Genomic DNA, 23,161 nt, shown 5'->3' with positions numbered 1-23,161 from the left:
CCCGCATGAGCCCCGCCCTTGGCCGCCGGACGCTCACGGCCCCCGAAGCGAACCGGTCGAACGCCCTCCACGCCGGAGCCTGGTGGCTGTGGGCGCTCGGCCTGGCCGTCGCCGCTTCGCGCACCACGAACCCGCTGCTCCTCGGCCTGCTGGTCGGCGTCGCCGGGTACGTCGTGGCGGCCCGCCGTACGGACGCGCCCTGGGCGCGCTCGTACGGGGCGTTCGTGAAGCTCGGGCTGTTCGTCGTCTTCCTGCGGGTCGTCTTCTCGCTGCTGCTCGGCTCCCCGATCCCGGGGACTCACCTTCTGTTCACGCTGCCCGAGGTGCCGCTGCCCGAGTGGGCGCAAGGGGTGCGGATCGGGGGCCGGGTCAGCGCCGAGCAGCTGGTCTTCGCCCTCTACGACGGGGCGAAGCTGGCGACCCTGCTGATCTGCGTGGGCGCGGCGAACGCGCTGGCCAACCCGGCGCGGCTGCTGAAGTCGCTGCCGGGGGCGCTGTACGAGGCCGGGGTCGCCGTCGTCGTGGCGATGACCTTCGCGCCGAACATGGTCGCCGACGTGGTCCGGCTGCGGACGGCCCGCCGGCTCCGGGGCCGCCCCACGGGCGGGGTCCGGGCGGTGCTCCAGATCGGTCTGCCGGTGCTCGAAGGAGCCCTGGAGCGGTCGATCGCGGTGGCGGCCTCGATGGACGCCCGGGGTTACGGCCGGACGGCGCAGGTCCCCGCGTCCGTACGCCGTACGACGAACGTGCTGACCCTGGGCGGGCTGCTCGGCGTCTGCGCCGGGTCGTACGGCCTGCTCGCGGCGGAGGGCGCCGGCTACGGGCTGCCGCTGCTGGCCGCCGGGCTCCTCGCGGCGATGGCGGGGCTCCGGCTCGGCGGGCTGCGGACCGTGCGGACCCGGTACCGGCCCGACCACTGGGGCGTGCGGGCCTGGCTGGTCGCGGGCTCCGGGGTGACCGTCGCGGTCCTGATGATCTGGGCCAACGCGTACGCACCGGACGCGCTGCACCCCGGGGTCGTCCCGCTGGAGGCGCCGGAACTGCCGCTCTGGCCGGCCGTCTCGATCCTGGTGGGCCTGCTCCCGGCGTTCGTGGCCCCCGTCCCCCAGGACACCGTCGCCGTCACCGTCGCCAAGGAGGACTCGTGATCCGCTTCGAGAACGTCTCGGTGAGGTACGAGGAGGAAGCCGAGCCCACCCTGCGGGGCCTGGATCTCACCGTCCCCGAGGGGGAGCTCGTCCTGCTCGTCGGCCCGTCCGGCGTCGGCAAGTCGACCCTGCTCGGCGCGGTCTCCGGCCTCGTCCCGCACTTCACGGGCGGCACGCTGACCGGCCGGGTGACCGTCGACGGCCGGGACACCCGCACGCATCCGCCGCGCGAGCTGGCGGACGTGGTGGGGACGGTCGGGCAGGACCCGTCGGCGCACTTCGTGACGGACACGGTCGAGGACGAGCTCGCGTACGGGATGGAGTCTCTGGGTCTCGCGCCGGCCGTCATGCGGCGCCGGGTCGAGGAGACGCTCGACCTCCTGGGCCTGGCGGAACTCCGCGACCGCCCGATCGCCACGCTCTCCGGCGGGCAGCGCCAGCGCGTCGCGATCGGCTCGGTCCTCACCCCGCACCCCAAGGTCCTCGTCCTCGACGAGCCGACGTCCGCGCTGGACCCGTCGGCGGCGGAGGACGTCCTCGCGGTGCTCCAGCGCCTGGTCCACGACCTGGGCACGACGGTCCTCCTGGCCGAGCACCGCCTGGAGCGGGTCGTCCAGTACGCGGACCAGGTCGTCCTGCTGCCGGAGGGCGTGATGGGCGCGCCGGCGGACATCATGGCGATCTCCCCGGTCCACCCGCCGGTGGTGAGCCTGGGCCGCCTGGCGGGCTGGGACCCGCTACCGCTGACGGTGAGGGACGCGAGGCGGAGAGCGGGCGAGCTGAAGGAGCGGCTGGAGGGGCGGCTGGAGGAGAAGTCGGCGGGGCGGGTGGATTCACCCCGCTCGGCGGGTTCCCCGGAGGGGGAGACCTCGTGGGACGCCGCACGTTCGGCCCGGGGAGCCGTGTCAGCCCCGCCGGCGATTGAGGCGCGGGGGTCCGGGGGCGGAGCCCCTGGTTCCGGGAAGGGGCGGGGTGGGGGAGTCCTCCCGTTCCTACGGCGCCGCACCCGCCCCACCACACCCGCCCCGGCCACCGACCCCACCCCCCTCGTCCGCGCCGAAGGCCTCGGCGTCCGGCGCGGACGGGTCGAGGCCCTCCGCCGCATCGACCTCCAGGTCCGGGCAGGCGAGACCGTCGCCCTCATGGGGCGCAACGGCGCCGGCAAGTCCACCCTCCTCTCCACCCTCGTCGGCATGATCGCCCCGACCTCCGGCACCGTCCGTGTCGCCGGCCGCACCCCCCACACCACCACCCCCCGCGAGCTGATCCGCCAGGTCGGACTCGTCCCGCAGGAGCCCAGGGACCTGCTGTACGCGGACACCGTCGCCGCCGAGTGCGCGGCGGCCGACGCCGACGCGGGCGCGCGGCCCGGGACCTGCCGGGATCTGGTCTCCGAGCTGTTGCCGGGGGTCGCGGACGACACGCACCCCCGCGACCTGTCCGAGGGACAGCGGCTCGCGCTCGCGCTGGCCGTGGTCCTGACCGGCCGCCCGCCCCTCCTCCTGCTGGACGAGCCGACGCGCGGTCTGGACTACGCGGCCAAGGCCCGCCTCGTCACGCACCTGCGCGCCCTCGCGGCGGACGGTCACGCGATCGTGCTGGCCACGCACGACGTGGAGCTTGCGGCGGAGCTCGCGCACCGGGTGGTGATCATCGCGGACGGCGAGGTGGTCGCGGACGGCCCGACCGCCGAGGTCGTCGTCTCCTCCCCCGCCTTCTCCCCGCAGGTCGCCAAGATCCTCGCGCCGCAGCCCTGGCTCACGGTGGAACAGGTGGAGGGGGCGCTGTGAAGCACCCCGCGAAGCCCGGGAGCAGCCGCCCCGTCCGGCTCGGCCCGCGCTCGATCACCGCGCTGGTCCTGGTCTCCTTCATCGGGCTCATCGGCATCTGCTGGCCGCTCTTCGCGGACGCGTCCTCGGCCGTCACCACGCACTCGGCGGATGCGCCGTGGCTCTTCGCCGCTCTGCTGCCGCTGCTGATCGCGGTCGTCATCGCCACGATCTCCGACTGCGGGATGGACGCCAAGGCCATCGCGATGCTGGGGGTGCTCGCTGCCGTGGGGGCCGCGCTCCGCCCGCTGGGGGCGGGTACGGCGGGCCTGGAGCCGATGTTCTTCCTGATGGTGCTGAGCGGCCGGGTCCTCGGGCCGGGCTTCGGTTTCGTCCTCGGCGCGGTGACGATGTTCGCGTCGGCCCTGCTCACGGGCGGGGTGGGCCCTTGGATGCCGACGCAGATGCTCGCGATGGGCTGGTTCACGATGGGGGCCGGGCTGCTGCCGGCGCCCGAGAGACTCCGGGGCCGGGGTGAGCGGCTGATGCTCGCCGCGTACGGCTTCGTGGCGGCGTTCGCGTACGGCACGATCACCAACCTGTACGGCTGGGTGACGATCGGAGGCGGAGAGACGGCCACGGGCGACGGAAGCGGCGGGATCTACTTCGTGCCCGGCGCCCCCCTCCACGAGAACCTCGTCCGCTTCCTGACCTTCCTCGTCGCCACCTCCCTCGGCTGGGACCTCGGCCGCGCCGCCCTGACCGTCGTCCTCACGCTCACCATCGGATCCACGCTTCTGAAGGCACTGCGCCGTGCCACTCGACGGGCGAACTTCGAGGCCCAGGTCACATTCGAAGGCCCGAAAAGGGGCGCTCCGGGTGAGGCGGCCCACAGGACCTACGTCACGTACGAGCGGAAATAGTAGTCGGGCGTACCCTCTCAAATCGCCCCAGATCCCGTCATGACCTGCGGAAACGTGCCCTACCCACCCCCCGGGACCTTCCGCCCGGGTCCGAACCTTCCTCGTACAGGGGGTCGTTGCGCCGAGGTTCCGATCCTGGTTCTGTTGAGGACGTCGCCAGGCAGCCGGTGCTCACCGCAGCGCCTCGGACGGCCGGTTCCCCCCAGTTCCCGGGACTCCCGGGCTCTGGTTCCGGCTTGCCGAAATCGCCTGGCACGCCCCTTGTTCCCGACGTTAGGTAGAAACGTTGATCAGCTCGCTCACCACTCGTGTCGCCGCCCGCAAGAAGACCTTCGCCGCCACCGCAGCCGTGCTGCTGGGCGCTTCGGGTGCGGTGCTCGGCACGACGGGCTCGGTTTCGGCCGCCAGCCCGCAGGAGCTCGCTCGTGACATCGTCCCCGCCTCGCAGTACGCGTCCTTCAGCAAGATCGTCGAGCACGAGTCGCACTGGAACCACACCGCGACCAACTCCTCCAGCGGCGCCTACGGCCTGGTCCAGGCCCTGCCGGCCTCGAAGATGTCCTCGGCCGGTGCCGACTGGAAGACCAACCCGGCCACCCAGATCAAGTGGGGCCTGGACTACATGAACGAGCGCTACGGCTCCCCGAACGCCGCCTGGGCGTTCTGGCAGGCCAACGGCTGGTACTAAGAGTCCCGCCGCCGCACAGCGCACCCGCAAGGCCCCGCCCTCCTCTCGGAGGGGCGGGGCCTGCGGCGTTTCGCCGGCGGCGCTTTCCGCTGTGGAAATTTAGTAGACCGGTCGTCTAGTGTCCATGAGGTCGGCGGGCCAGAGATCCCGTCGCGACGACGCCGGAGGCTGCCCATGTCCGCAGTACCCACCCCGCACCCGCTCCCGCTCCTCACGGAGCCGGGCCCCCTCGCCCCCGGCCGCTTCGGCGAGCTCGTCGGCACCGCGCTCCCCGTCGTCCAGGGCCCCTTCGGCGGCGGTCTGTCCTCCGTCGCGCTCGCGGCGGCCGTGTCCGAGGGCGGTGGCCTCGGCTCGTACGGGGCCCACATCCACACCCCCGAGGAGATCACCGCGCTCGTGGCCCGGCTCCGCGCGGCCACCGGCCGGCCCTTCGCCGTGAACCTCTGGGTCCCGCAGGAGGGTGAGGCCGAGGCCCTCGCCGCCGTCACGGAACCGATGACGGCGGAGCACGCGGAGCACGTCGAGCGCCTGCGGCCGTACTACGAGGAGCTGGGCGCACGACCGCCGAGCGCCGTGGACGTACGGGCGTGGCCGGACTTCGACGAGCAGCTCGACGCCCTGCTCGCGGCGTCGCCGCCGGTGATCAGCCTGGTCATGGGCCTGCCGCCGCGCCGCCTCGTCACCGAGGCCCGGCGGCGCGGGATCGTCGTGGTGGGCACGGCGACGACCGTCGAGGAGGCGGTGGCCCTGGAGCGGGCCGGGGCGGACGCGGTCGTCGCCTCCGGCAGCGACGCGGGCGGCCACCGGGGCGCTTTCCTCCGGCCGGTACGGGAATCCCTGGTCGGCACCTTCTCCCTCGTCCCGCAGGTGGCGGACGCGGTGTCCGTCCCCGTCGTCGCGGCGGGCGGGATCGCCGACGGCCGCGGGATCGCCGCCGCCCTCGCCCTCGGCGCGGACGCGGTCCAGATCGGCACGGGCTTCCTCGCCGCCCGCGAGTCGGGGGCGAGCGAGGCCCACCGGCGGACCCTCGGCACCCCGGAGGCCCGGACGACCGTGCTCACCCGACTCTTCTCCGGGCGCACGGCCCGGGGCATCCCGAACCGCTTCGTCCGGGACATGGCGGCCCACGAGGGCCGTGTGCCGCCGTACCCCGTGCAGAACGCCCTGATGCAGCCCGTCCGCCGGGCCGCCGCCGCCCAGGACCGGCCCGAGTACCTGAACCTGTGGGCCGGGCAGGCGGCGGCCCTGGCCCAGGAGTCCCCGTCGGCGGGTTCCTACCTCACCGCACTCGTCGCACAGGCGACGCGGGCCCTGGGCGGGGCGCCGGCCGCCACGGGAATCCGTGACACCACGGCGACCCCGGACAGCACAGGGATCCCGACCACAACGGGGATCACAGCCTCTGGATGATGGTGCCCGTGGCCAGAGCCCCGCCGGCGCACATGGTGATGAGCGCGAACTCCTTGTCGGTGCGCTCCAGTTCGTGCAGGGCGGTGGTGATGAGACGGGCTCCCGTGGCTCCGACCGGGTGGCCGAGGGCGATGGCGCCGCCGTTGACGTTGACCTTCTCCAGGTCCTGGTCGAAGACCTGGGCCCAGCTCAGGACCACCGAGGCGAAGGCCTCGTTGATCTCGACGAGGTCGATGTCCTTGAGCGACATGCCGGCCTTGCCGAGCACCGCGCGGGTCGCGTCGACCGGTCCGTCGAGGTGGAAGTGCGGGTCGGCGCCGACGAGGGCCTGGGCGACGATGCGGGCGCGCGGGCGGAGTTTGAGGGCACGGGCCATGCGCTTGGAGGCCCACATGATGGCGGAGGCGCCGTCGGAGATCTGGGAGGAGTTCCCGGCGGTGTGGACGGCGGTCGGCATGACGGGCTTGAGCCGGGCCAGGCCTTCCATGCTGGTGTCGCGCAGGCCCTCGTCACGGTCGACGAGCCGCCACATGCCCTGTCCCGCGGCCTGTTCGGCCTCCGTGGTGGGGACCTGGACGGCGAAGGTCTCGCGCTTGTACCGCTCCTCGGCCCAGGCGGCCGCGGCCCGTTCCTGGGAGAGGAGGCCGAGGGAGTCGACTCGCTCGCGGGTGAGTCCGCGACGGCGGGCGATGCGCTCGGCGGCCTCGAACTGGTTGGGCAGGTCGACGTTCCACTCGTCGGGGAACGGCTTGCCGGGGCCGTGCTTGGAACCGGAGCCGAGCGGGACGCGGGACATGGCCTCGACGCCGCAGCTGATGCCGATGTCGATGACGCCGGCCGCGACCATGTTGGCGACCATGTGGCTGGCCTGCTGCGAGGAGCCGCACTGACAGTCGACGGTGGTGGCGGCCGTCTCGTAGGGGAGGCCCATGGTGAGCCAGGCGGTGCGCGCCGGGTTCATGGATTGCTCGCCGGCGTGGGTGACCGTACCGCCGACGATCTGTTCGACGCAGTCGGCGTGGATGCCGGTGCGGCCGAGGAGTTCACGGTAGGTCTCGCCCAGGAGGTAGGCGGGATGGAGGTTGGCGAGCGCGCCTCCGCGCTTGCCGATGGGGGTGCGTACGGCTTCGACGATGACGGGTTCCGCGGCCATGAGCTCGTCCTCTCCTCGACCGGTCGAGGTGTCCCGGCACCTCGTCCGGTCGGCGTCCCGGGGGAACTAGTACGCGTTCTAGTTCTGAGTGCAGTCTTATGACTGCTACCCCGGGTACGCAAGGGTCCGGGCCGCAACAGTTCTCGCCCCGCCTCTTGCTACTTGGCGAAGTCGTTACTAACTTTCCCGGCAGTTTCTGATGGGCCATCAGATAATGGAGCGTGTTGCCGATGCCCTGCCCCCATCTCCCCGAAGGGTTCGACGCCACCGACCCCGACCTGCTCCGTACGCGCATACCCTTCCCGGAGTTCGCCGAACTGCGGAAGACCGCCCCCGTGTGGTGGTGCCCGCAGCCGGCCGGCATCACGGGCTTCAGGGACGAGGGGTACTGGGCCGTCACGCGCCACGCGGACGTCAAGTACGTCTCCACGCACCCGGAGTTGTTCTCCTCGAACCTCAACACCGCCGTGATCCGCTTCAACGAGAGCATCGCCCAGGAGCAGATCGACGTCCAGAAGCTGATCATGCTCAACATGGACCCGCCCGAGCACACCCGGGTCCGCCAGATCGTCCAGCGCGGCTTCACGCCCCGGGCGATCCGGAGCCTGGAGACGGCCCTGCGCGACCGCGCCCGCGCCATCGCCGAGGAGGCCCGGCAGGGCGCGGGACCCGACGGCAGCTTCGACTTCGTCACCCGGGTCGCCGTCGAACTGCCCCTCCAGGCGATCGCCGAGCTCATCGGCGTCCCCCAGGAGGACCGCTCCCGGATCTTCGACTGGTCGAACAAGATGATCGCCTACGACGATCCCGAGTACGCCATCACCGAAGAGGTCGGCGCCGAGGCCGCCATGGAACTCATCGGCTACGCGATGACCATGGCCGCCGCCCGCAAGGAATGCCCGGCCGCCGACATCGTGAGCCAGCTCGTCGCCGCCGAGGGCCAGGGCAACCTCTCCTCCGACGAGTTCGGCCTCTTCGTCCTCCTCCTCGCCGTCGCCGGCAACGAGACCACGCGCAACGCCATCAGCCACGGCATGCACGCCTTCCTCACCCACCCCGACCAGTGGGAACTCTTCAAGCGGGAGCGGCCGGCGACCGCCGCCGAGGAGATCGTCCGCTGGGCGACACCCGTGGTCTCCTTCCAGCGGACCGCGACGCAGGACACCGAGATCGGCGGGCAGAAGATCCGCGCGGGCGACCGCGTCGGCATCTTCTACTCCTCCGCCAACAACGACCCCGAGGTCTTCACCGACCCCGAGCGCTTCGACATCACCCGCGACCCGAATCCCCACCTCGGCTTCGGCGGCGGCGGACCGCACTTCTGCCTCGGCAAGTCCCTCGCCATCAAGGAGATCGAGCTGATCTTCAACGCGATCGCGGACGTCCTGCCCGACCTCACGCTCGTGGGCGAACCGCGCCGGCTGCGGGCCGCCTGGCTGAACGGGGTGAAGGAACTCAGGGTCCGCACGTCGGCCTGATCGGCAGGACCCCGCCGAGGAACGGTGACCGGCCGGAACCGGAACGTCTCCGGCCGCGTCCGACCCCACATGCGGGGGACACACGGAAGCAATCCGGCCACCAGAATCCTGACGACGCTCGTCGCGCTGCTCGCGCTCCAGATCGGCTCGCTCGTCGCACCGGCGTACGCCTGCGGCTGCGGCGCGATGATCCCGGACAGCTCCGAGCGCATCGGCGTCGACCGGGAGGAGTCGGCCGTCCGCTGGGACGGGCGCACCGAGACCATCGTCATGCGCTTCAACGTCCACGGGAACGCCAGGCGGGCCGCCTGGATCATGCCGGTACCGAGCCGCGCCGAGGTCACCCTCGGCGACCCTGCCCTCTTCGACGCGCTCGAATCGCTCACCGCGCCCGAAGAACGCGACCGGCACTACTTCTGGCCGCGCGAGGGCGACTGGCCCTTCGACAGCTCGTACGGCGACGGCGCGGCCGGCGCCGCCCCGCCCGGCGCGGGCTCCGGCGTCGGCGTCGTGGGCCGCGAGCGGCTCGGCCCCTTCGACGTGGCCCGGCTGACCGCCACCGACCCCGCCGCGCTCGGCGACTGGCTGCACGCCAACGGCTTCGAGCTGCCCGAACGGCTCCCCGGCGCGCTCCGGCCGTATGTGGACCGGAGGTGGGAGTACGTCGCCGTCCGTCTCGCCCCGCAGGAGAAGGGCGCGTCCCTCCAGGGCAAGCTGTCCCCGCTGCGGATCAGCTTCGCCTCCCCCGAACTCGTCTATCCCATGCGGCTGTCCCGGCTCGCGCGGACACCGCAGACGCTCGGCCTGTACGTCCTCGCCGACCACCGGATGGAGCCCCGCTCCCCCATCGGCGGCGACCGCCCCGAGGTGACCTTCGCGGGCCGGATCGACGGCGACGAGAGCGCCGCCGTCACTGGGCTCACCGGCGGCGTACCGGTCCATCTGACCGCCCTGGAACAGGAGTTCCCCCACCCGGACCGCATCGACGACGACCACCGCCTCCGCGCGGTTTCCGACACCCCGTACCGCGAAGTCGTCTACAACGACCGCCTGTTGACGATCGGTGACGACGTCCCGGCCTGGCTGGTGACGGTCGGCGGCGGCGCACTGCTCGCGGCGGCGGCGACGCTCCTCGCCGTACGGGCGTCGAGGCGCCGCTCCCAGCCCGCCCCAGGTGTACGTTCGACCGCATGACGAACCCTCAGGTAAACCCCGAATGGGGTGATGTGGACCGCTACATCACCGAGCTGCTCGCCCCGGCGGACGAGGCGCTGACCGGCGCGCTCGCCGCGTCCACGGCGGCCGGCCTGCCCGAGATCGCGGTCGCCCCGAACCAGGGCAAGCTGCTGCACCTGCTCGCCGTGACGCTGGGCGCCCGGAACATCCTGGAGATCGGCACCCTCGGCGGCTACAGCACGATCTGGCTCGCCCGCGCCCTGCCCGCCGACGGCCGGCTCATCACCCTGGAGTACGACCCCGCCCATGCGGACGTCGCCCGCGCCAACCTCGCCCGCGCGGGTCTCGACAAGCTCGTCGAGGTCCGCACGGGCGCGGCCCTGGACACCCTGCCGCGCCTGGAGGAGGAGGGCGCGGGCCCCTTCGACCTGGTCTTCGTGGACGCCGACAAGGTCAACAACCCGCGGTACGTGGAATGGGCGCTGAAGCTGTCCCGCCCGGGCACGCTGATCATCGTCGACAACGTGGTGCGCGGCGGGAAGGTCGCCACCGCGCACCCCGACGACCCGGCGATCACGGGCACGCGCGAGATGTTCGAACTCGTGTCCCGCGAACCGCGCCTGGACGCCACCGCGTTCCAGACGGTCGGCACGAAGGGCCACGACGGCCTGCTGCTGGCCCGCGTCGTCGGCTAGGCACCGTCGTCCTGGCCGACCGGAAGCGCCATCACGATCTCCTCGTCCTCGAGGCCCCCGGTCGGCTGGAAGCCGAACGAGGCGTAGAGGCCGGCGGCGGAGGTGTTGTCCGGGTGGCAGGAGAGTCGGATCTGCCGGCAGTCCGGCAGATCCGACAGGCGCTCGATCACGGCGCCCAGGGTGGCGCGGCCCACTCCCTTGCCCTGCTCGGCCGCGCTCACCACCATGCCGCCGATCCAGTGGGTGCCGTCCCCGTCGTCGTACGCCCACATGACGTGGCCCACGACGGTGTCACCGGCGCGGACGCCGAGGGACGTCCACACGTCGCCGCGCTGGGAGAGCAGGAGGTAGCGCGCCGCGAGCGCGGCCACGTACCGGCGCTGCTCGTCGGCGGGCGCCACGTCGGCGACATCGCGCCAGTTGCCCTCCGTGATCTCCTCGAGCACCACGGCCCGGCCCTGGCGGTCGGTGAACTGCTGCGTCATGCGTTCCCCACATCTGTGCTGGTCAGAGGGGGTGAGCGTAGCCAGTCGCACAGGCGCCCGGGTAGCGGTTTTCCGTGTCTGCCGGAGTGTTCCGGATCGAAGTCGAAGCACCCCCTGGGCCGTCGGCGGCGCTCCGCGTGGCAGCCACCGCGCCGCCGGCTCCCGTACCGCGTCCGCGCCGGGAAGCGGACCTCACGCCGTCCCGACGTGCCGATGTAGGAGACTGCAGGCACATCCGTACGTCGTGAGAGGTGTCCAGTGCCCAGCGTGGTGAAGATCAACGTCCTGACCGTTCCGGCCGAGCAGCGCGAGGTCCTGGAGCAGCGCTTCGCCTCCCGCGCCGGGGCCGTGGAGGGCTCCGACGGCTTCGAGTGGTTCGAGCTGCTGCGCCCGCTGGAGGGCACCGACCAGTACCTCGTCTACACCCGCTGGCGCAGCGAGGAGGACTTCCAGAACTGGATGAACGGCTCGATGAAGGCCGCGCACGGGGGCGGCGGCAGCGGTGCGGGCGGCGAGGGCGGCGAGCGGCCGAAGCCGGCCGCCACCGGGTCCACCCTCTGGTCGTTCGAGGTCGTCCAGCAGGCGTCCCCGAAGAACTGAGCTGCGTCCCTGGTCGTGCGCGCCGCACAATGGCGCGCATGACCTGGAACTTCTCCCCCGAGGCCGTCGACACCCCGGACGCCGCCGCCCTGCGCCGCGACTACTACGACGACGTCGCCAGCCGCTACTGGAAGCGGCCCGCGACCGCCGCGGAGCTCGACGAGGGCCTCACGAACGACGGGGTCGAGCTGCTCACCCCGCCGACCGGGCAGTTCCTCGTCGCGCGGTACGAGGGCAAGGCGGCCGGCTGCGGCGGGGTCCTGATGCTCGACGGCGAACGCGCCGAGCTGACCCGGGTCTTCCTGCGCCACGCCTTCCGCGGCCTGGGCGGCGCCGGTGCCCTGCTCGGCGAGCTGGAGGACGCGGCGCGCGGCCTCGGCGCCCGCCGGATGGTCCTCAACACCCGCCTGGACCTGGTCGAGGCACGCGCCCTGTACGCACGGCACGGGTACGTCGAGATCCCGGCGTACTGCACGGGCCCGTACATGGACATCTGGTACGGCAAGGAGCTGTTCTGACGGAGGGGTCTCCGGAAGACGCAGGGTCTCCGACAGACGCAGGGGGCTCCGACAGGCGCAGGGGTCTCCGGCGGACGCAGGTGTCCGAGAGCCGACTCAGCGGCTCCAGACGACGACGTCGAAGATACCGGTCACGTCGGAGACCTGGCCGGTCATCTCCTTGACGGTCAGCCGGGCGAGGCGGCCGTCGTTCGTGCTCGCGCAGACGACCAGGCCCGTCTTCATCTTGATCTCCTCAGAGGTTCCCAGGGTGTCGACGACACCGGCGCAGTCCGCGTACGTGGGCGCCTTGGCCGAGTCCTTCCACACCAGCGCCTTGACCCCGTTGTCGGGCTGCAGCATTTTTGTCGTGCCGAACGTGTACACGGAGAAGTCGTTCTCCTCGCGGATCTCGGACTCCACGGGGGGCACCGAGTCCAGGTCCTTGTCGTCCGTGTACGTGATCGCCAGCGGACCCTGCCATTCGACGGTGCCGGCCGGCTTCCCGGGCGGAGTCGTGGGCGCCGGGGCCTCCGAGGCCTCCGCGGACTGCGTGCCCTCCGGGCTCTCCGTGGACTCCGGGCTCTCCGACGAGTCCGAGGCAGCCTGGTCACCGCCCTGGGCCTCTTCTCCGGGAGTGGTGGTGCCGGTCGCCGGGCCCTGCGCGGCGGGCGGTGCGGGGTTCGCGTTGCCGTTGTTGCTGCTCACCATGTACGTGCCGACGACACCGATGACCGCCGCCACCAGCGTGGCTCCCGCGCCGATCCAGGCCCCTCGGTGCTGGGTCGCGCGTGCCGGAGCGGCCGGTATCTGGGTACCGTACGCGCCGTTCGCCACGTAACCGCCGTGGCCGTTGTTCGCGCCGTACGGGCCGTTGCCCTCGTACCCGCTGTTGCCCTCGTAGCCGCTGTACGGGCCGTTCGCGTGACGTGGATCCTCGGTGTTCATCCTGCCCATCCCCCTGTGATGCGATCTTGGAGGGGGACAGCCTACTGAGGGGCGCTGAGCGGCAGTCATAGAGGGCGTGCGGGCGCCCAGTTGAGAGGCGGCTGGACGCCCTTGCCGTCCGTCCGACCGGAGAATCCGGTCAGAACACCAGCACCTCGCGGTCGAGCGGATACCGGGCATGGTGAAGGCCCTGGTTCGGCGAGGGAGTGAGGGGCAGGACGCCCGTCGGCTGCGTCCCCAGGTTGTCGTCCCAGATCCGAGGGAGGACCTGTCCGACGACGCGGAACTTCCGGAAGGTGAAGGGCGGGCTGTCGGTCGGGAAGAACTCGGCCGTGGTCATCACCTGGAAGTGCAGGTGCGGCGTGGTCGAGTTGCCGCTGTTGCCGATCAGCCCGAGGAGCTGGCCGGGTTCGACGTGGTCACCCTTCCGGACCTTGAGGGAGCCGGGCTTCATGTGGGCGTAGAGCACGTAGCGGCCCGGCGCGACCTTCACGGTGACGTGGTTGCCGACGGTGTCCTGGATCGGCGGGACGGGCGGGGTGATGGGCGGCGTGTTCTCCGGGACTCCGTCCTGGACCTCCACCACCCTGCCGCCGGCCGCGGCCACGACCGGCTGACGGTAGCTCAGGTAGCTGTCGAGCCGGGCGGGGTCGCCTTCCCAGGTCTGCCCCTGCTCGCCGACCCGGTACCAGTCGATCGCGAAGCGCTGCGGCACGTAGAAGCGGCCGTTGATCGGGCCGAGTCCGCGCCGGTGGTGGGTGTTGCCGCAGCACGACTCACTGGAGTACCAGGTGCCGGGGCGGACCGGCGCGCCCAGGTTCAGCGGCTCGGCGCGGGAGGTCGGGGTGATCTGCACCGTCTCCTCGAACGCGGAGGGGCCGGCGGGGGTCAGGACGGCGCCCGAGAGATGGTGTTCGAGTGCCTTGGGCACCCGCTGGCCGCGGTCGAGGACCAGGTCGATCCAGATGACCCACTGCTGGGAGCCCTGGATGACGGTCGGCGTCGGTCCCGGGGGCGCCGGGGTGTACGCGTCCGCACCCGGCAGGGGGTCGCCCACCGGATTGGCGGCGTCGGCCAGCGCCTGCCCGCTCAGCGAGCCCACGACCCGGTGCGTGCGGGCGTCCCGGACGTCGACGCGGTCGAGCCGCACCGGCGTGCTCTCGGACAGTGCGCTCGTGGTGAGGAGTTCGTACGAAAGGTGCGTCTTGCCGTCCGTGGCGACGAACGGCGCCGGTTCGGTCATCACCGCCGCCGTCAGCGGAGTGAACTGTGCGCCGGGCGCCGGAGGCGCCCCGTCGGTCCCGTAGCCGGGTCCCGTCGAGGCCACCAGCATGCCGGCCGCGAGAACGGCAGCGGCGAGCCCGCGAAATAGCGGGCTGCGGCCGGTGCGTCTGCGGGGTTCGCGCTCTGCCATTGCGCTCTTTCGATCGTCGGATCCGGCCGTGAGGACGCCGGTACGCCTCGCGCAGAGGCGCAGGCCCATGTAATCCGGCGACACGCCGCTCCCGGCGGAGGGCGCCGGAGGCAGGTGCCGAACTGCACCCGACCGGCCGCATCGGCCACCGCGTCCTCGCCTCACGGCAGCGTCCGTCTCCTCGGGCCGTCCCGGGGCGACGCGTTCCCCTGATCTGAATGTCCGGTTATGGCCTACCGGGAGATACCGCCGTCACCCCTCGAACAGGGGCGGGCTGCATAATCGCTCGCAGTTGTCTCGGGGAGGGGACCCATCATGACCGGACATGTCTGTCCTGAATGCGGTGTACAAAGACCTGGCTGCGCCTGCGCCCAGGCGGAGATAGCGGCGGCCGAGGACTTCGATCCGCTGCGGATCAGGCCGTACGTGACGCTGGACGCGGAGGGGCCCGAGGGGGGCTCGGGGGCTGGGGGGCTCACGGGACCTGCGGGACCGTCGGGGCTTGCGGGACCCTCGGGGCACGCAGGACCGTCGGGGCACGCGAGCGCCGCGGGACCCGGGAGTGCCTCGGGGTACTACGCGACGGAGGATCCGCCGACGGCCCGACTGGCGGCGATCCGCCCGGACGGCCCGCCGGCCCCGTACCCGGCGGCGCAGCCCGACCCGTACGCCGACCCGTACGCCGACCCGCACACCGACCCCTCCGAGACGATGCCCCTGCTGCTGCACGGCATCGGCCGCGGCGACCGCGGCGCGGGCCCGGCGGACGGACACGCGCCGGCGCGGGGGCGCAGGCGCGGGATGGTCGTCGCGGCGGTGGCCGCCGTCGCCGTCGCCGGCACCGCCGCCCTCGCGGCGGCCGTCCTCGGCGGCGGGGACGAGAGCGACGACCGGGCGACCGGCCTGGAGATCACCACCAGCGCTTCCCTGAACGTCGCCGTGTCGGAGGCCCCGTCCCCCTCCCCCTCCTCCGAGACCCCGGAGCCGAGCTCGTCGCCCCCGTCCGTACGCCCGACGGCCACGTCCGCCTCCCCGTCCGCCACGTCCACCCCCTCCGCCTCCCGGACCGCCCCGTCCCCCAGCGCCACGACCGGCGCGGCGGCCCCTCCGGCCGCCACCACCACGGCCGCCCCGACGACCACGGCGCCGACGACCGCGCCGACGACGACGGCCCCGCCCACCTCACAGGCACCCGAGGAGCCGGCGCCGCCGGAGGAGACCGAGGAGTCCGTCGAGACACTGAGCTACGGCTCCAGCGGCCCCGAGGTGGAGGAGCTCCAGCAGCGCCTGGAGCTCGCGGGGGCCTATGACGGGCCCATCGACGGGGAGTACGGACAGGGGGTCTGGCGTGCGGTGAAGAACTACCAGTCCTGGATGTTCATCGAGGAGGACCCGAAGGGCGTGTACGGCCCCGCCACGCGCGAGGCACTGGAGCGGAGCACCTGGCTCTGACGGCACGGGATCCGCTGCGGGCGGGACCGGCTGGCCAAGACGGCCCCCGGTTTTGTATCGTAGAAAAACAAAGTGGCCCCGCCCGTACTCCCTGACCGGCGGGCGGGACCGCTTCGTTCTCCGCACCCCTCCCTGGAGACCCGGCGGCAGGACCTCGACGCGGACGCCGTCCTCAAGGTGGTCCACGGCCGCCAGGGGTACGCGACGATGGCCGTCCTCCTCCCGGACCGCCCGATGGCGGAGAACCACGCCGACAACCGGCTGATGCTCGCCGAGGAGACCGCCGACCTCGACGGCGTCGTGCCCGTCCCCGGCGCCCCCGCCTTCATGGCCGCGATCGCCGCTCTGCCGTTCGCCCTGGTGACCTCGGCCGACGAGGCCCTCGCCCAGGCGCGGATGGGTGCGGCCGGCCTCCCGATGCCCTCGGTCCGGGTCACCGCGGAGTGCGTCGGCGCGAGCAAGCCGGACCCGGAGGGCTTCCTCAAGGGCGCGGCGGAGCTGGGCTTCGCTCCGGCGGACTGCGTCGTCTTCGAGGACTCCGAGGCCGGCATCCAGGCGGGCCGCGCGGCCGGCATGCGGATCGTGGGCGTCGGCCCGCGCGCGGCGGCCTTCGCGCCCGACCTCCACGTCGAGGACCTCACCGGTCTGCGGGTCGAGGCGGCGCCGGACGGCACGATCACCCTGAGCGCCCTGGCGTAGGTTCCCCCTCCCCCGCCTCCCGGCTGATCCGGCCGCGCGCGACCAGCTCCAGGGTGGTCGCGGCGGCCACCGCCTGTACCGCCAGCAGCGCGATGAGCACGAAGAGCTGGACGGCGCCCGCGTGCAGCGGTGAAGCGCCGCCGAGCAGCATGCCCACGAAGGCCCCCGGCAGCGTGACGAGACCCACCGTGCGCGTCTGGTCCATGCCGGGGAGCAGGGCGTCCGCCGCCGCCTTCCGCGCCACCTCGAGCCGCGCCTCGCGCTCGACGAGCCCGATCGCCAGCCCCGCCTCCACCTCGCCCCGCCGCGTCCTCAGCTCGTCGAGCGCGCGCCGCCCCGCGAGGACGGTGGCGGTGAGCGCACCGCCGACGAGGATGCCGGTCACGGGCACGAGCGTGATCCCCTTCACCGGCACGAGCCCGGTGACGACGAGCGCGAGGACCACCGGCGCGACGGCGGCGGCGATCGGCACGCCCGCCCACCACCAGCCGCGGCCCGGCGCGGGCACGACCCGCCGCCCCGCCGTCCGTACCGCCACGGCGTACATCAGGAGCAGGAAGCCCAGCAGCAGCGGTACGGAGCGGACGACCCACCCGATCACGAGCGAGACGGCGACCAGCTGGACGGCGGCGCGCGCTCCGGCGAACAGGGTGTCGCGGGCCCGGCCGAGGTGCGCGAGGGCGACGACACTCGCGGCGAGGGCGAGCAGGACGGCGAGTACCGCCCCAAAGGTGACGTTCACGTCCAGAAGCACACAGCCACAGTAGAGCCCGGCCGCAACGCGGCGGCACCTCGCGGAATCTGTTGCTCCATCAGGCACGCCACACCCCTTGATGTGACGTGCCCATGTCGCCACCCTGTTACCTGGCGCACCCCGCAAGGAAACCTCGCGCCGCCACGATGACCGGGCCGGCGCCCGGCGCCCCCACGGGGGCGGTGCCGGCCAAGATCCCCCACCTCAAGGGAGTTCACATGCCCGTCGGCATGATCTACGCGCGTCGACTCGCTGTCCTGGCCACCTCCGCCGGCCTCGCCGCCACCGGCCTCCTCGCCACGGCACCGGCCGCCCAGGCCGCCATGCCCACCCCCGTCAGCGCGGCCACCGCCCGCACCTATCTGGCCGCCCTCACGGTCAAGGCGGAAGGTTCCTCCACCGGCTACAGCAGGGATCTCTTCCCGCACTGGATCACCCAGTCCGGGGCGTGCAACACCCGCGAGACCGTCCTCAAGCGCGACGGCGTGAACGTCGTCACCGACTCCAGCTGTGCCTCCGTCAGCGGCAGCTGGTACTCGCAGTACGACGGCGCCACCTGGACCGCCGCCTCCGACCTCGACATCGACCACGTCGTCGCCCTGTCCGAGGCATGGCGCTCGGGCGCGAACGCGTGGACCACCGCGCAGCGCCAGGCCTTCGCGAACGACCTGACCCGCCCCCAGCTCATAGCCGTGACCGACAACGTCAACCAGGCCAAGGGCGACCTGGACCCGGCGGAGTGGATGCCCTCGCGCACGGCCTACCGCTGCACGTACGCCAGGGCCTGGGTGCACGTGAAGCACCACTGGAACCTCAGTGTCGACTCCGCCGAGAAGAGCGCCCTGCAGTCCGTGCTCAACGGCTGCTGACCCCTCACCTCCTGAAGCACCGTCACCGGAGCGGCCCCGGGGAGTGAGCCTCGCCACACACCCCCCGGTGGCCGAATGTTGAACTTGCAAGTACTCGTGAGGGGTGCCTAACCTTGCGGCCTCGTCGGTTTCCGTCCCCCACACCCCGTCCTCCCCACGGACAGGGTCAGGCCGAAGGAGTCACCCCCATGAACAACAGCTCGAACAGCCTCATAGGCCGCCTGAACCAGGCCCAGCCCTACGCGCTCGGCCTCTTCCGCATCGTGGTCGGCCTGCTCTTCGCCTGCCACGGCGCGGCCTCGCTCTTCGGCGTGCTCGGCGGCGCCATGGGCGGCAGCACCATCCCGGCCGGGACCTGGCCGGGCTGGTACGCGGCCGTGATCCAGCTCGTCGGCGGCGTCCTGGTCCTGGCGGGCCTCGGCACCCGGAGCGCCGCGTTCCTCGCCTCGGGCTCGATGGCGTACGCGTACTTCAAGGTCCACCAGCCCGAGGCCCTCTTCCCGCTCCAGAACGGCGGCGAGACCGCGGCCCTGTTCTGCTGGTCCCTCGCGCTGCTCGTCTTCACCGGCCCGGGCGCGCTGGCCCTCGACAGCCTCTTCGGCGCCCGGGGCGGCGCGGACGCGAAAACCGGCCAGGAGCACGAGAAGCAGGGCGCGCCGATCACGGCCTGAGCCCCGCACCGACGGACGGGCCGGAAGCCGGAGGACGGTTTCCGGCCCTTCCCGTGCGCCGCACGGACCGCGCACACCGCTCCGGCACCCGCCCGGCAGGGCCTCGCCCACCCCCGCGTAGGCTCTGGCTCTGTGAATCTGCTCGACAGCCTCGGCTCGCTGCGGTCGCTGACCGCCGGCCCGTGGATCTACCCGGTGGTGACGGCGTCGATCCTGCTCGACGTCTTCCTGCCCGTGCTGCCGAGCGGCTTCCTGGTGATCACCGCCGCCACGGCCGCGGCGACGGCCACCGCGGCCTCCCCCGACGTGCCCTCGGTCCTCCCGCTGCTCCTCTGCGCGGCCTCCGCTTCCGTGCTCGGCGACTTCCTGGCGTACCGCCTGGCTCGCCGGGGCGGCGCCAGGCTGGACCGGGCGATCGCCCGCTCACGCCGCCTCTCCCTGGCGCAGGAACGTCTCGGCACCGCGCTGGCCAGGGGTGGCGGGCTGCTCGTGGTCCTCGCGCGCTTCGCCCCGGCGGGCCGCTCCGTGGTCTCCCTGGGCGCGGGCGCGGCCAAGCGGAGGAGCAAGGACTTCCTGCCGTGGTCGGCGCTCGCCGGCGTGACCTGGGCCTCCTACAGCGTGGGCCTCGGCTGGCTCGGCGGTCAGTGGCTGGGCGCGACCTGGTTCAGCGCGGGGGTGTCGACCCTCGCGCTCTTCCTCGCGGGCGGCCTCGCCGCGTACCTCATACGGCGTCCGGCTGCGGCTCCCGCGCCGGTCTCGTGACGGCGGGGTGCGCCCCGCGCACCTCCAGACCGGCGAGGAGTCTCGCGGTCGCGTCCGTGATCTCGTCCACGGCGCGGTCGAAGACCTCGCGGTTGTGGGCGGCGGGCGCGCGGAAGCCGGAGACCTTGCGGACGTACTGCAGGGCGGCGGCGTGGAAGTCCTCCTCGGTCGCCTCCTCGGGCAGCGCGGGCGGTCGGAGCGTCTTGATGCTGCGGCACATGCCTCCAGTGTGGCGCGCCCCACTGACAACCGCCTCGGTCACGCGACCAACCGCCTCGGTCACGCGAGCCCGCGCCGACTACGCGCGTTGATCTCGGCGGCGCGGGCCCGGAGCTCGCGCAGGGGAGTGGCGAGCTGTACGTCGGCGGGCTCGGCGTCCCACTCGGCGCCACCGTGGACGGCCCGGATCCGCAAGCGTCCGGAAGCGCTCTCCACATAGAAACCGACCCGCCCGGTGGCGGTGTCACGGACGAGGTCACCGACCTCCGGCAGTGGCTGCACGCATCCCCTCCGTCCCGAATCCTGAAGCTGGGGACCACCAGAGAAGCGGGGACGCCCCGCCCTGTCAACGTATCTCTAGAGATGTCCCCCGTTGGATGGATCGACCGGGCGGGACGGCGCACACGTGTGCACCCCGGCCCGGGGGTGCGCCTAGGGTCTGTCGTCACCTTCCCGTCGTTGCCCGAAGGGCGGCCCCGCGGCGTCTGGTGCGTGCTCTCGGCCGGGTGGAAGCCCGCGTACCGGGCGTACGTGGGCTTTCGCCCGGTATGGGGAGAGTGCGTGGCAGGCGTCGCGGGGCGGACGGGAAGGTGACGACAGGCCCTAGGGTGTCCCGCAGATGAAGGGAGTGGTCCACCCGTGACTGACCAGGACAGCGCTCGTCGGCCCAAGTACCAGCGCATCGCCGACGAGTTGAGAACCGCGATCCAGTCAGGCGCCTTCGCGCCGGGCGACCGGCTCCCCGGCGAGAACGACCTCATGTCGACCTACGAGGTGGCACGGATGACGGCGCGCCAGGCCCTCTCCGTCCTGCGCAACGAAGGCCTCGCAGAGGCCCGCAAGGGCGCCGGGGTCTTCGTCCGGGTCTTCCGCCCGCTGCGCCGCCGGGGCATCCCGCGCCTCGCCGGTGACCGCTGGGGCAGCGGCCGCTCGGTCTGGTCGGCGGACGTGGAGGACCGGGACCTGGTCGTCGACCAGATCGAGGTGGCGGAGGCGGCTGCCGGAGCCAGGGTCGCCGGGGCACTGAACCTCGCCCCGGGCACGCCCGTCTGCGTCCGCAGCCGCCGCTTCGTCCTGGACGCCAAGCCGGTGCTGCTCTCGGTCTCGTACCTCTCCGCGGAACTGGTGCGCGGGACGCCCATCACGGAACCGGACACGGGCCCGGGCGGCACCTACGCCCGGCTGACGGAGCTGGGGCACCGGCCGGTGCGCTTCCGCGAGGAGATCCGCTGCCGGATGCCGACGGCGGACGAGTCGGACCGGCTCGCCCTGGAGTTCGGCACTCCGGTGGTCCTGATCGGCCGGACGGCGTTCACGGGGCCAGGGGTGGCGGTGGAGCTCAACGAGATGACGCTGGACTCGTCGGCGTACGTCCTGGAGTACGACTTCGACGCGTGACCTCGAACCACGCGCCGGGGTCGGCGTGGGCGACGGGGCCGGGGAACCCGGCGGCGGCGAGCGCGACGGCCTCGCCGGGCTCGACCCCGGCCCCCACATGCGTCACGACGAGCCGCCCGACACCGGCCGCGGCGGCGCTCAGTCCCGCCTGCGCGGGGGTGTGGTGCCCGGGCACAGCCCCGTCGGCCTCACAGAAGAACAGATCACACCCCCGGGCGAGTTCGACGAGCGGGGGACAGGGCTCGCAGTCCCCGGAGTAGACGAACGAGCGCCCGTCCTCGCTCTCGACGCGCAGGGCGAAGGCGTCCGGTCCGGCGTGGTCGACGGCGCGCGACCGGAGGGTGAGCCCGCCGACGGTGGCGACGTGCCCGTCGTGGAGCTCCTCGACGGCGAAGGCCTTCTCCACGGGGCTGCGCTCGGGCCCGTTGGTCAGGAATCCGGCCAGCCGGTCGGCGATGCCGGCGGGCCCGAAGAGGGGCACGGGCACGGACACGTCGAGTCCGGCGTACAGCAGCGCGTAGTACGCGGTGAGCAGATCGGCGCAGTGGTCGGCGTGGAGGTGCGAGATCCAGACGGCGTCGATGTCGCCGAGTGCGACGTGCCGCTGGAGCTCGGCGAGGGTGCCGGTCCCTGCGTCCACCCAGACGCGGACGCCACCACCCTCGACGAGATGGCCGGAACAGGGGTTGCCGGGCCGGGGATACGGAGTGGCGGACCCGAGAACGACAACCCGAAACGCATCAGAACCCATACCCCCACCCTAGGCTCCACCCCCACCCCCTCTTCCTCCTGTCCGAACATGTGCGGGCGAGGTGAAGGACGTGCGTATCCTGTGTGCTCGCCGGGCCCCATCGGCGGGCGCCCGGCAGAAACTGAGGGACATTCATGCTTCGTGCACGCACGCTCGCGGCGGTGACCGCGGCCGCCGCTTCCGGCGTCCTGCTGCTGCCTTCGCCGGCCCAGGCCGCCGGCTCGGTCCACCTGTACAAGATCTACTACGACAGCCCGGGTTCGGACCGCGGGGCGAACTCGAGCCTCAACGCCGAGTACGTGCAGATACGCAACACGACCGGCGCCGCGGTGAACCTGCGGGGCTGGACGGTGCGGGACGCCGCCAACCACAAGTACACCTTCGGCAACTTCACCCTCGGCAAGGGCAAGATCGTCACGGTCCGCACCGGCCGCGGCACGAACACGTCCACGAACGTCTACCAGAACCGCGGCTGGTACGTCTGGAACAACGACAAGGACACGGCGACGCTGCGCAAGGCGAACGGCACGTGGGTCGACAGCTGCTCGTACAACTCGACGCGGGTCGACTACAAGTGGTGCTGACCCCGCACCACGCCTGACGAACCGAGGGCCCCGGAGAACCCGGGGCCCCCGGCCGTCTCAGGAACTCTCCGACTCCTGCCGGGCGGCGGGCACACCCTGCTGCGCCACGTCGGCATTGACCTGCCCACCGAGCGTCATCACGTTCAAGGTCGCCGAGTTCTCACCGGCGATGGCCCTCTCGACCCGGGCGACGAGCGCGGAGAAGGCGTCCCGCCGCGAAAGACCCTGGTACGGCCCCACCTTGGTCTCGAAGTAGACCCGCTCGTGGCCGAGGAGCTGCTCGGTCGACCGGTAGTTCTTCCACTGCTCGCGATACCGGTAGACGCTCTCCAGCGACACGGCGGCGACGACCACGACACTCAGTACGGTGGCCGTGACCCGAGCGAACGCCAGGTCGACGTTCACGAACACCGGCACGAGCGCCCCGCCGACGACGGACACGGTCCGCATCCGCAGATGCATCGCCTTCATCCGGGTCGCCTTGACGTCGTACCACTCCTGGTACTGCACGAGCCTGGTCTCGATGTACCGCTGCGGGGTCATCTCCCCGCCCTGCACCACGGATTCGGGCGCGTCCCCCACGTCAGCCATGCCGGGAGTACACCGGCCTGCGCAACC

Annotated in this window: 26 protein-coding genes; 17 read left to right on the top strand and 9 right to left on the bottom strand. The window is 72.6% G+C overall.

Going from position 1 to position 23,161, the window contains the following annotated elements:
• Window positions 1-5: 5 nt before the first annotated feature.
• The 5 genes from IE124_RS03250 (at window position 6) to IE124_RS03230 (ending at window position 5,938) form a co-directional block, all read left to right on the top strand.
• Window positions 6-1,148, top strand: a complete 1,143-nt coding sequence (locus tag IE124_RS03250) for an energy-coupling factor transporter transmembrane component T (protein ID WP_189504520.1) — start codon at window positions 6-8, stop codon at window positions 1,146-1,148.
• A complete protein-coding gene (locus tag IE124_RS03245) occupies window positions 1,145-2,938 on the top strand; it encodes an ABC transporter ATP-binding protein (RefSeq protein ID WP_189504518.1) in 1,794 nt (597 codons plus the stop codon). Before IE124_RS03250 ends, IE124_RS03245 begins: the two co-directional genes overlap by 4 nt.
• Entirely contained in the window at window positions 2,935-3,840 is a 906-nt protein-coding gene (locus IE124_RS03240; protein ID WP_189504516.1) for an ECF transporter S component, read from the top strand. Before IE124_RS03245 ends, IE124_RS03240 begins: the two co-directional genes overlap by 4 nt.
• Window positions 3,841-4,126: 286 nt before the next feature.
• Complete coding sequence (locus tag IE124_RS03235) at window positions 4,127-4,528, top strand: aggregation-promoting factor C-terminal-like domain-containing protein (RefSeq protein WP_189504514.1); 402 nt, start codon at window positions 4,127-4,129, stop codon at window positions 4,526-4,528.
• A 174-nt stretch (window positions 4,529-4,702) separates the two neighbouring features.
• Window positions 4,703-5,938, top strand: a complete 1,236-nt coding sequence (locus IE124_RS03230; RefSeq protein ID WP_189504512.1) for an NAD(P)H-dependent flavin oxidoreductase — start codon at window positions 4,703-4,705, stop codon at window positions 5,936-5,938.
• Here IE124_RS03230 and IE124_RS03225 read toward each other — a convergent pair.
• Window positions 5,922-7,091: a steroid 3-ketoacyl-CoA thiolase gene (locus tag IE124_RS03225; protein WP_189504510.1), complete on the bottom strand. Its 1,170-nt coding sequence runs from the start codon at window positions 7,089-7,091 to the stop codon at window positions 5,922-5,924. The two genes, IE124_RS03230 and IE124_RS03225, sit on opposite strands and share 17 nt — an antisense overlap.
• A gap of 230 nt (window positions 7,092-7,321) precedes the next feature.
• On the opposite strand from IE124_RS03225, the gene IE124_RS03220 reads away from it, so the two are divergent.
• The 3 genes from IE124_RS03220 (at window position 7,322) to IE124_RS03210 (ending at window position 10,440) form a co-directional block, all read left to right on the top strand.
• Window positions 7,322-8,569 (top strand): cytochrome P450, encoded by a 1,248-nt coding sequence (locus tag IE124_RS03220; protein WP_189504508.1) that lies wholly within the window; start codon window positions 7,322-7,324, stop codon window positions 8,567-8,569.
• A 69-nt stretch (window positions 8,570-8,638) separates the two neighbouring features.
• Window positions 8,639-9,763: a DUF2330 domain-containing protein gene (locus tag IE124_RS03215; protein ID WP_189504781.1), complete on the top strand. Its 1,125-nt coding sequence runs from the start codon at window positions 8,639-8,641 to the stop codon at window positions 9,761-9,763.
• Window positions 9,760-10,440, top strand: a complete 681-nt coding sequence (locus tag IE124_RS03210) for an O-methyltransferase (RefSeq protein WP_189504506.1) — start codon at window positions 9,760-9,762, stop codon at window positions 10,438-10,440. Before IE124_RS03215 ends, IE124_RS03210 begins: the two co-directional genes overlap by 4 nt.
• Here IE124_RS03210 and IE124_RS03205 read toward each other — a convergent pair.
• Window positions 10,437-10,925 carry a GNAT family N-acetyltransferase gene (locus tag IE124_RS03205; protein ID WP_189504504.1) on the bottom strand — a complete coding sequence of 163 codons (489 nt, stop codon included), beginning with the start codon at window positions 10,923-10,925 and terminating at the stop codon, window positions 10,437-10,439. The two genes, IE124_RS03210 and IE124_RS03205, sit on opposite strands and share 4 nt — an antisense overlap.
• Window positions 10,926-11,183: 258 nt before the next feature.
• Here IE124_RS03205 and IE124_RS03200 point away from each other — a divergent pair, with 258 nt between their 5' ends.
• Both IE124_RS03200 and IE124_RS03195 read left to right on the top strand, forming a co-directional pair.
• Window positions 11,184-11,525: an antibiotic biosynthesis monooxygenase family protein gene (locus tag IE124_RS03200; RefSeq protein WP_174867422.1), complete on the top strand. Its 342-nt coding sequence runs from the start codon at window positions 11,184-11,186 to the stop codon at window positions 11,523-11,525.
• A gap of 29 nt (window positions 11,526-11,554) precedes the next feature.
• On the top strand, window positions 11,555-12,043 hold the full coding sequence (locus IE124_RS03195) for a GNAT family N-acetyltransferase (protein ID WP_189504502.1): 489 nt from the start codon (window positions 11,555-11,557) through the stop codon (window positions 12,041-12,043).
• A gap of 96 nt (window positions 12,044-12,139) precedes the next feature.
• On the opposite strand, the gene IE124_RS03190 is transcribed toward IE124_RS03195, so the two are convergent.
• Together IE124_RS03190 and IE124_RS03185 are read right to left on the bottom strand one after the other, a co-directional pair.
• Window positions 12,140-12,970, bottom strand: a complete 831-nt coding sequence (locus tag IE124_RS03190) for a hypothetical protein (protein ID WP_189504500.1) — start codon at window positions 12,968-12,970, stop codon at window positions 12,140-12,142.
• A gap of 139 nt (window positions 12,971-13,109) precedes the next feature.
• Window positions 13,110-14,384: a M23 family metallopeptidase gene (locus tag IE124_RS03185; RefSeq protein WP_189504498.1), complete on the bottom strand. Its 1,275-nt coding sequence runs from the start codon at window positions 14,382-14,384 to the stop codon at window positions 13,110-13,112.
• 315 nt (window positions 14,385-14,699) lie between these two features.
• Between IE124_RS03185 and IE124_RS35275 the strand changes: the two genes are divergently transcribed.
• Both IE124_RS35275 and IE124_RS03175 read left to right on the top strand, forming a co-directional pair.
• Window positions 14,700-15,836 carry a peptidoglycan-binding domain-containing protein gene (locus IE124_RS35275; RefSeq protein WP_189504496.1) on the top strand — a complete coding sequence of 379 codons (1,137 nt, stop codon included), beginning with the start codon at window positions 14,700-14,702 and terminating at the stop codon, window positions 15,834-15,836.
• Between the two features lie 132 nt (window positions 15,837-15,968).
• On the top strand, window positions 15,969-16,535 hold the full coding sequence (locus tag IE124_RS03175) for an HAD-IA family hydrolase (RefSeq protein WP_229832100.1): 567 nt from the start codon (window positions 15,969-15,971) through the stop codon (window positions 16,533-16,535).
• Here IE124_RS03175 and IE124_RS03170 read toward each other — a convergent pair.
• Entirely contained in the window at window positions 16,513-17,289 is a 777-nt protein-coding gene (locus IE124_RS03170) for an ABC transporter permease (RefSeq protein WP_189504493.1), read from the bottom strand. The two genes, IE124_RS03175 and IE124_RS03170, sit on opposite strands and share 23 nt — an antisense overlap.
• 218 nt (window positions 17,290-17,507) lie before the next feature.
• Between IE124_RS03170 and IE124_RS03165 the strand changes: the two genes are divergently transcribed.
• The 3 genes from IE124_RS03165 to IE124_RS03155 all read left to right on the top strand — a co-directional run bounded on the left by IE124_RS03165 (window position 17,508) and on the right by IE124_RS03155 (window position 19,591).
• Window positions 17,508-18,158: an HNH endonuclease family protein gene (locus tag IE124_RS03165; protein ID WP_189504491.1), complete on the top strand. Its 651-nt coding sequence runs from the start codon at window positions 17,508-17,510 to the stop codon at window positions 18,156-18,158.
• 188 nt (window positions 18,159-18,346) lie between these two features.
• Window positions 18,347-18,829, top strand: coding sequence for a DoxX family protein (locus tag IE124_RS03160; RefSeq protein ID WP_189504489.1), 483 nt, complete (start codon window positions 18,347-18,349; stop codon window positions 18,827-18,829).
• Window positions 18,830-18,967: 138 nt separating this feature from the next.
• A complete protein-coding gene (locus IE124_RS03155; RefSeq protein ID WP_189504777.1) occupies window positions 18,968-19,591 on the top strand; it encodes a DedA family protein in 624 nt (207 codons plus the stop codon).
• Here the strand turns inward: IE124_RS03155 and IE124_RS03150 are convergent.
• Both IE124_RS03150 and IE124_RS03145 read right to left on the bottom strand, forming a co-directional pair.
• Window positions 19,551-19,811 carry a DUF2277 domain-containing protein gene (locus tag IE124_RS03150; protein ID WP_189504487.1) on the bottom strand — a complete coding sequence of 87 codons (261 nt, stop codon included), beginning with the start codon at window positions 19,809-19,811 and terminating at the stop codon, window positions 19,551-19,553. The two genes, IE124_RS03155 and IE124_RS03150, sit on opposite strands and share 41 nt — an antisense overlap.
• A 59-nt stretch (window positions 19,812-19,870) precedes the next feature.
• Complete coding sequence (locus tag IE124_RS03145; protein ID WP_189504485.1) at window positions 19,871-20,092, bottom strand: hypothetical protein; 222 nt, start codon at window positions 20,090-20,092, stop codon at window positions 19,871-19,873.
• Window positions 20,093-20,449: 357 nt separating this feature from the next.
• On the opposite strand from IE124_RS03145, the gene IE124_RS03140 reads away from it, so the two are divergent.
• Entirely contained in the window at window positions 20,450-21,208 is a 759-nt protein-coding gene (locus tag IE124_RS03140; protein WP_189504483.1) for a GntR family transcriptional regulator, read from the top strand.
• On the opposite strand, the gene IE124_RS03135 is transcribed toward IE124_RS03140, so the two are convergent.
• Window positions 21,150-21,959 (bottom strand): MBL fold metallo-hydrolase, encoded by an 810-nt coding sequence (locus tag IE124_RS03135; protein WP_189504481.1) that lies wholly within the window; start codon window positions 21,957-21,959, stop codon window positions 21,150-21,152. The genes IE124_RS03140 and IE124_RS03135 overlap by 59 nt on opposite strands.
• 134 nt (window positions 21,960-22,093) lie before the next feature.
• On the opposite strand from IE124_RS03135, the gene IE124_RS03130 reads away from it, so the two are divergent.
• Window positions 22,094-22,543 carry a lamin tail domain-containing protein gene (locus IE124_RS03130; protein WP_189504479.1) on the top strand — a complete coding sequence of 150 codons (450 nt, stop codon included), beginning with the start codon at window positions 22,094-22,096 and terminating at the stop codon, window positions 22,541-22,543.
• 57 nt (window positions 22,544-22,600) lie between these two features.
• Here the strand turns inward: IE124_RS03130 and IE124_RS03125 are convergent, their stop codons facing one another.
• A complete protein-coding gene (locus IE124_RS03125) occupies window positions 22,601-23,134 on the bottom strand; it encodes a DUF4231 domain-containing protein (protein WP_229832066.1) in 534 nt (177 codons plus the stop codon).
• Window positions 23,135-23,161 lie beyond the last annotated feature (27 nt).

The organism is Streptomyces narbonensis, from assembly GCF_014649015.1.
GTDB lineage: Bacteria > Actinomycetota > Actinomycetes > Streptomycetales > Streptomycetaceae > Streptomyces > Streptomyces narbonensis.
The sequence above is the reverse complement of the archived record's forward strand: the minus strand, read 5'-3'. Positions and strand labels throughout refer to the sequence as shown.

Coding starts and splice junctions, on each gene's coding strand:
- IE124_RS03130 (WP_189504479.1), top strand. CDS start 22,094: ATGCTTCGTGCACGCACGCTCGCGGCGGTGACCGCGGCCGCCGCTTCC.
- IE124_RS03230 (WP_189504512.1), top strand. CDS start 4,703: ATGTCCGCAGTACCCACCCCGCACCCGCTCCCGCTCCTCACGGAGCCG.
- IE124_RS03125 (WP_229832066.1), bottom strand. CDS start 23,134: ATGGCTGACGTGGGGGACGCGCCCGAATCCGTGGTGCAGGGCGGGGAG.
- IE124_RS03215 (WP_189504781.1), top strand. CDS start 8,639: ATGCGGGGGACACACGGAAGCAATCCGGCCACCAGAATCCTGACGACG.
- IE124_RS03185 (WP_189504498.1), bottom strand. CDS start 14,384: ATGGCAGAGCGCGAACCCCGCAGACGCACCGGCCGCAGCCCGCTATTT.
- IE124_RS03210 (WP_189504506.1), top strand. CDS start 9,760: ATGACGAACCCTCAGGTAAACCCCGAATGGGGTGATGTGGACCGCTAC.
- IE124_RS03250 (WP_189504520.1), top strand. CDS start 6: ATGAGCCCCGCCCTTGGCCGCCGGACGCTCACGGCCCCCGAAGCGAAC.
- IE124_RS35275 (WP_189504496.1), top strand. CDS start 14,700: ATGACCGGACATGTCTGTCCTGAATGCGGTGTACAAAGACCTGGCTGC.
- IE124_RS03225 (WP_189504510.1), bottom strand. CDS start 7,091: ATGGCCGCGGAACCCGTCATCGTCGAAGCCGTACGCACCCCCATCGGC.
- IE124_RS03135 (WP_189504481.1), bottom strand. CDS start 21,959: ATGGGTTCTGATGCGTTTCGGGTTGTCGTTCTCGGGTCCGCCACTCCG.
- IE124_RS03160 (WP_189504489.1), top strand. CDS start 18,347: ATGAACAACAGCTCGAACAGCCTCATAGGCCGCCTGAACCAGGCCCAG.
- IE124_RS03150 (WP_189504487.1), bottom strand. CDS start 19,811: ATGTGCCGCAGCATCAAGACGCTCCGACCGCCCGCGCTGCCCGAGGAG.
- IE124_RS03165 (WP_189504491.1), top strand. CDS start 17,508: ATGCCCGTCGGCATGATCTACGCGCGTCGACTCGCTGTCCTGGCCACC.
- IE124_RS03205 (WP_189504504.1), bottom strand. CDS start 10,925: ATGACGCAGCAGTTCACCGACCGCCAGGGCCGGGCCGTGGTGCTCGAG.
- IE124_RS03220 (WP_189504508.1), top strand. CDS start 7,322: ATGCCCTGCCCCCATCTCCCCGAAGGGTTCGACGCCACCGACCCCGAC.
- IE124_RS03195 (WP_189504502.1), top strand. CDS start 11,555: ATGGCGCGCATGACCTGGAACTTCTCCCCCGAGGCCGTCGACACCCCG.
- IE124_RS03190 (WP_189504500.1), bottom strand. CDS start 12,970: ATGAACACCGAGGATCCACGTCACGCGAACGGCCCGTACAGCGGCTAC.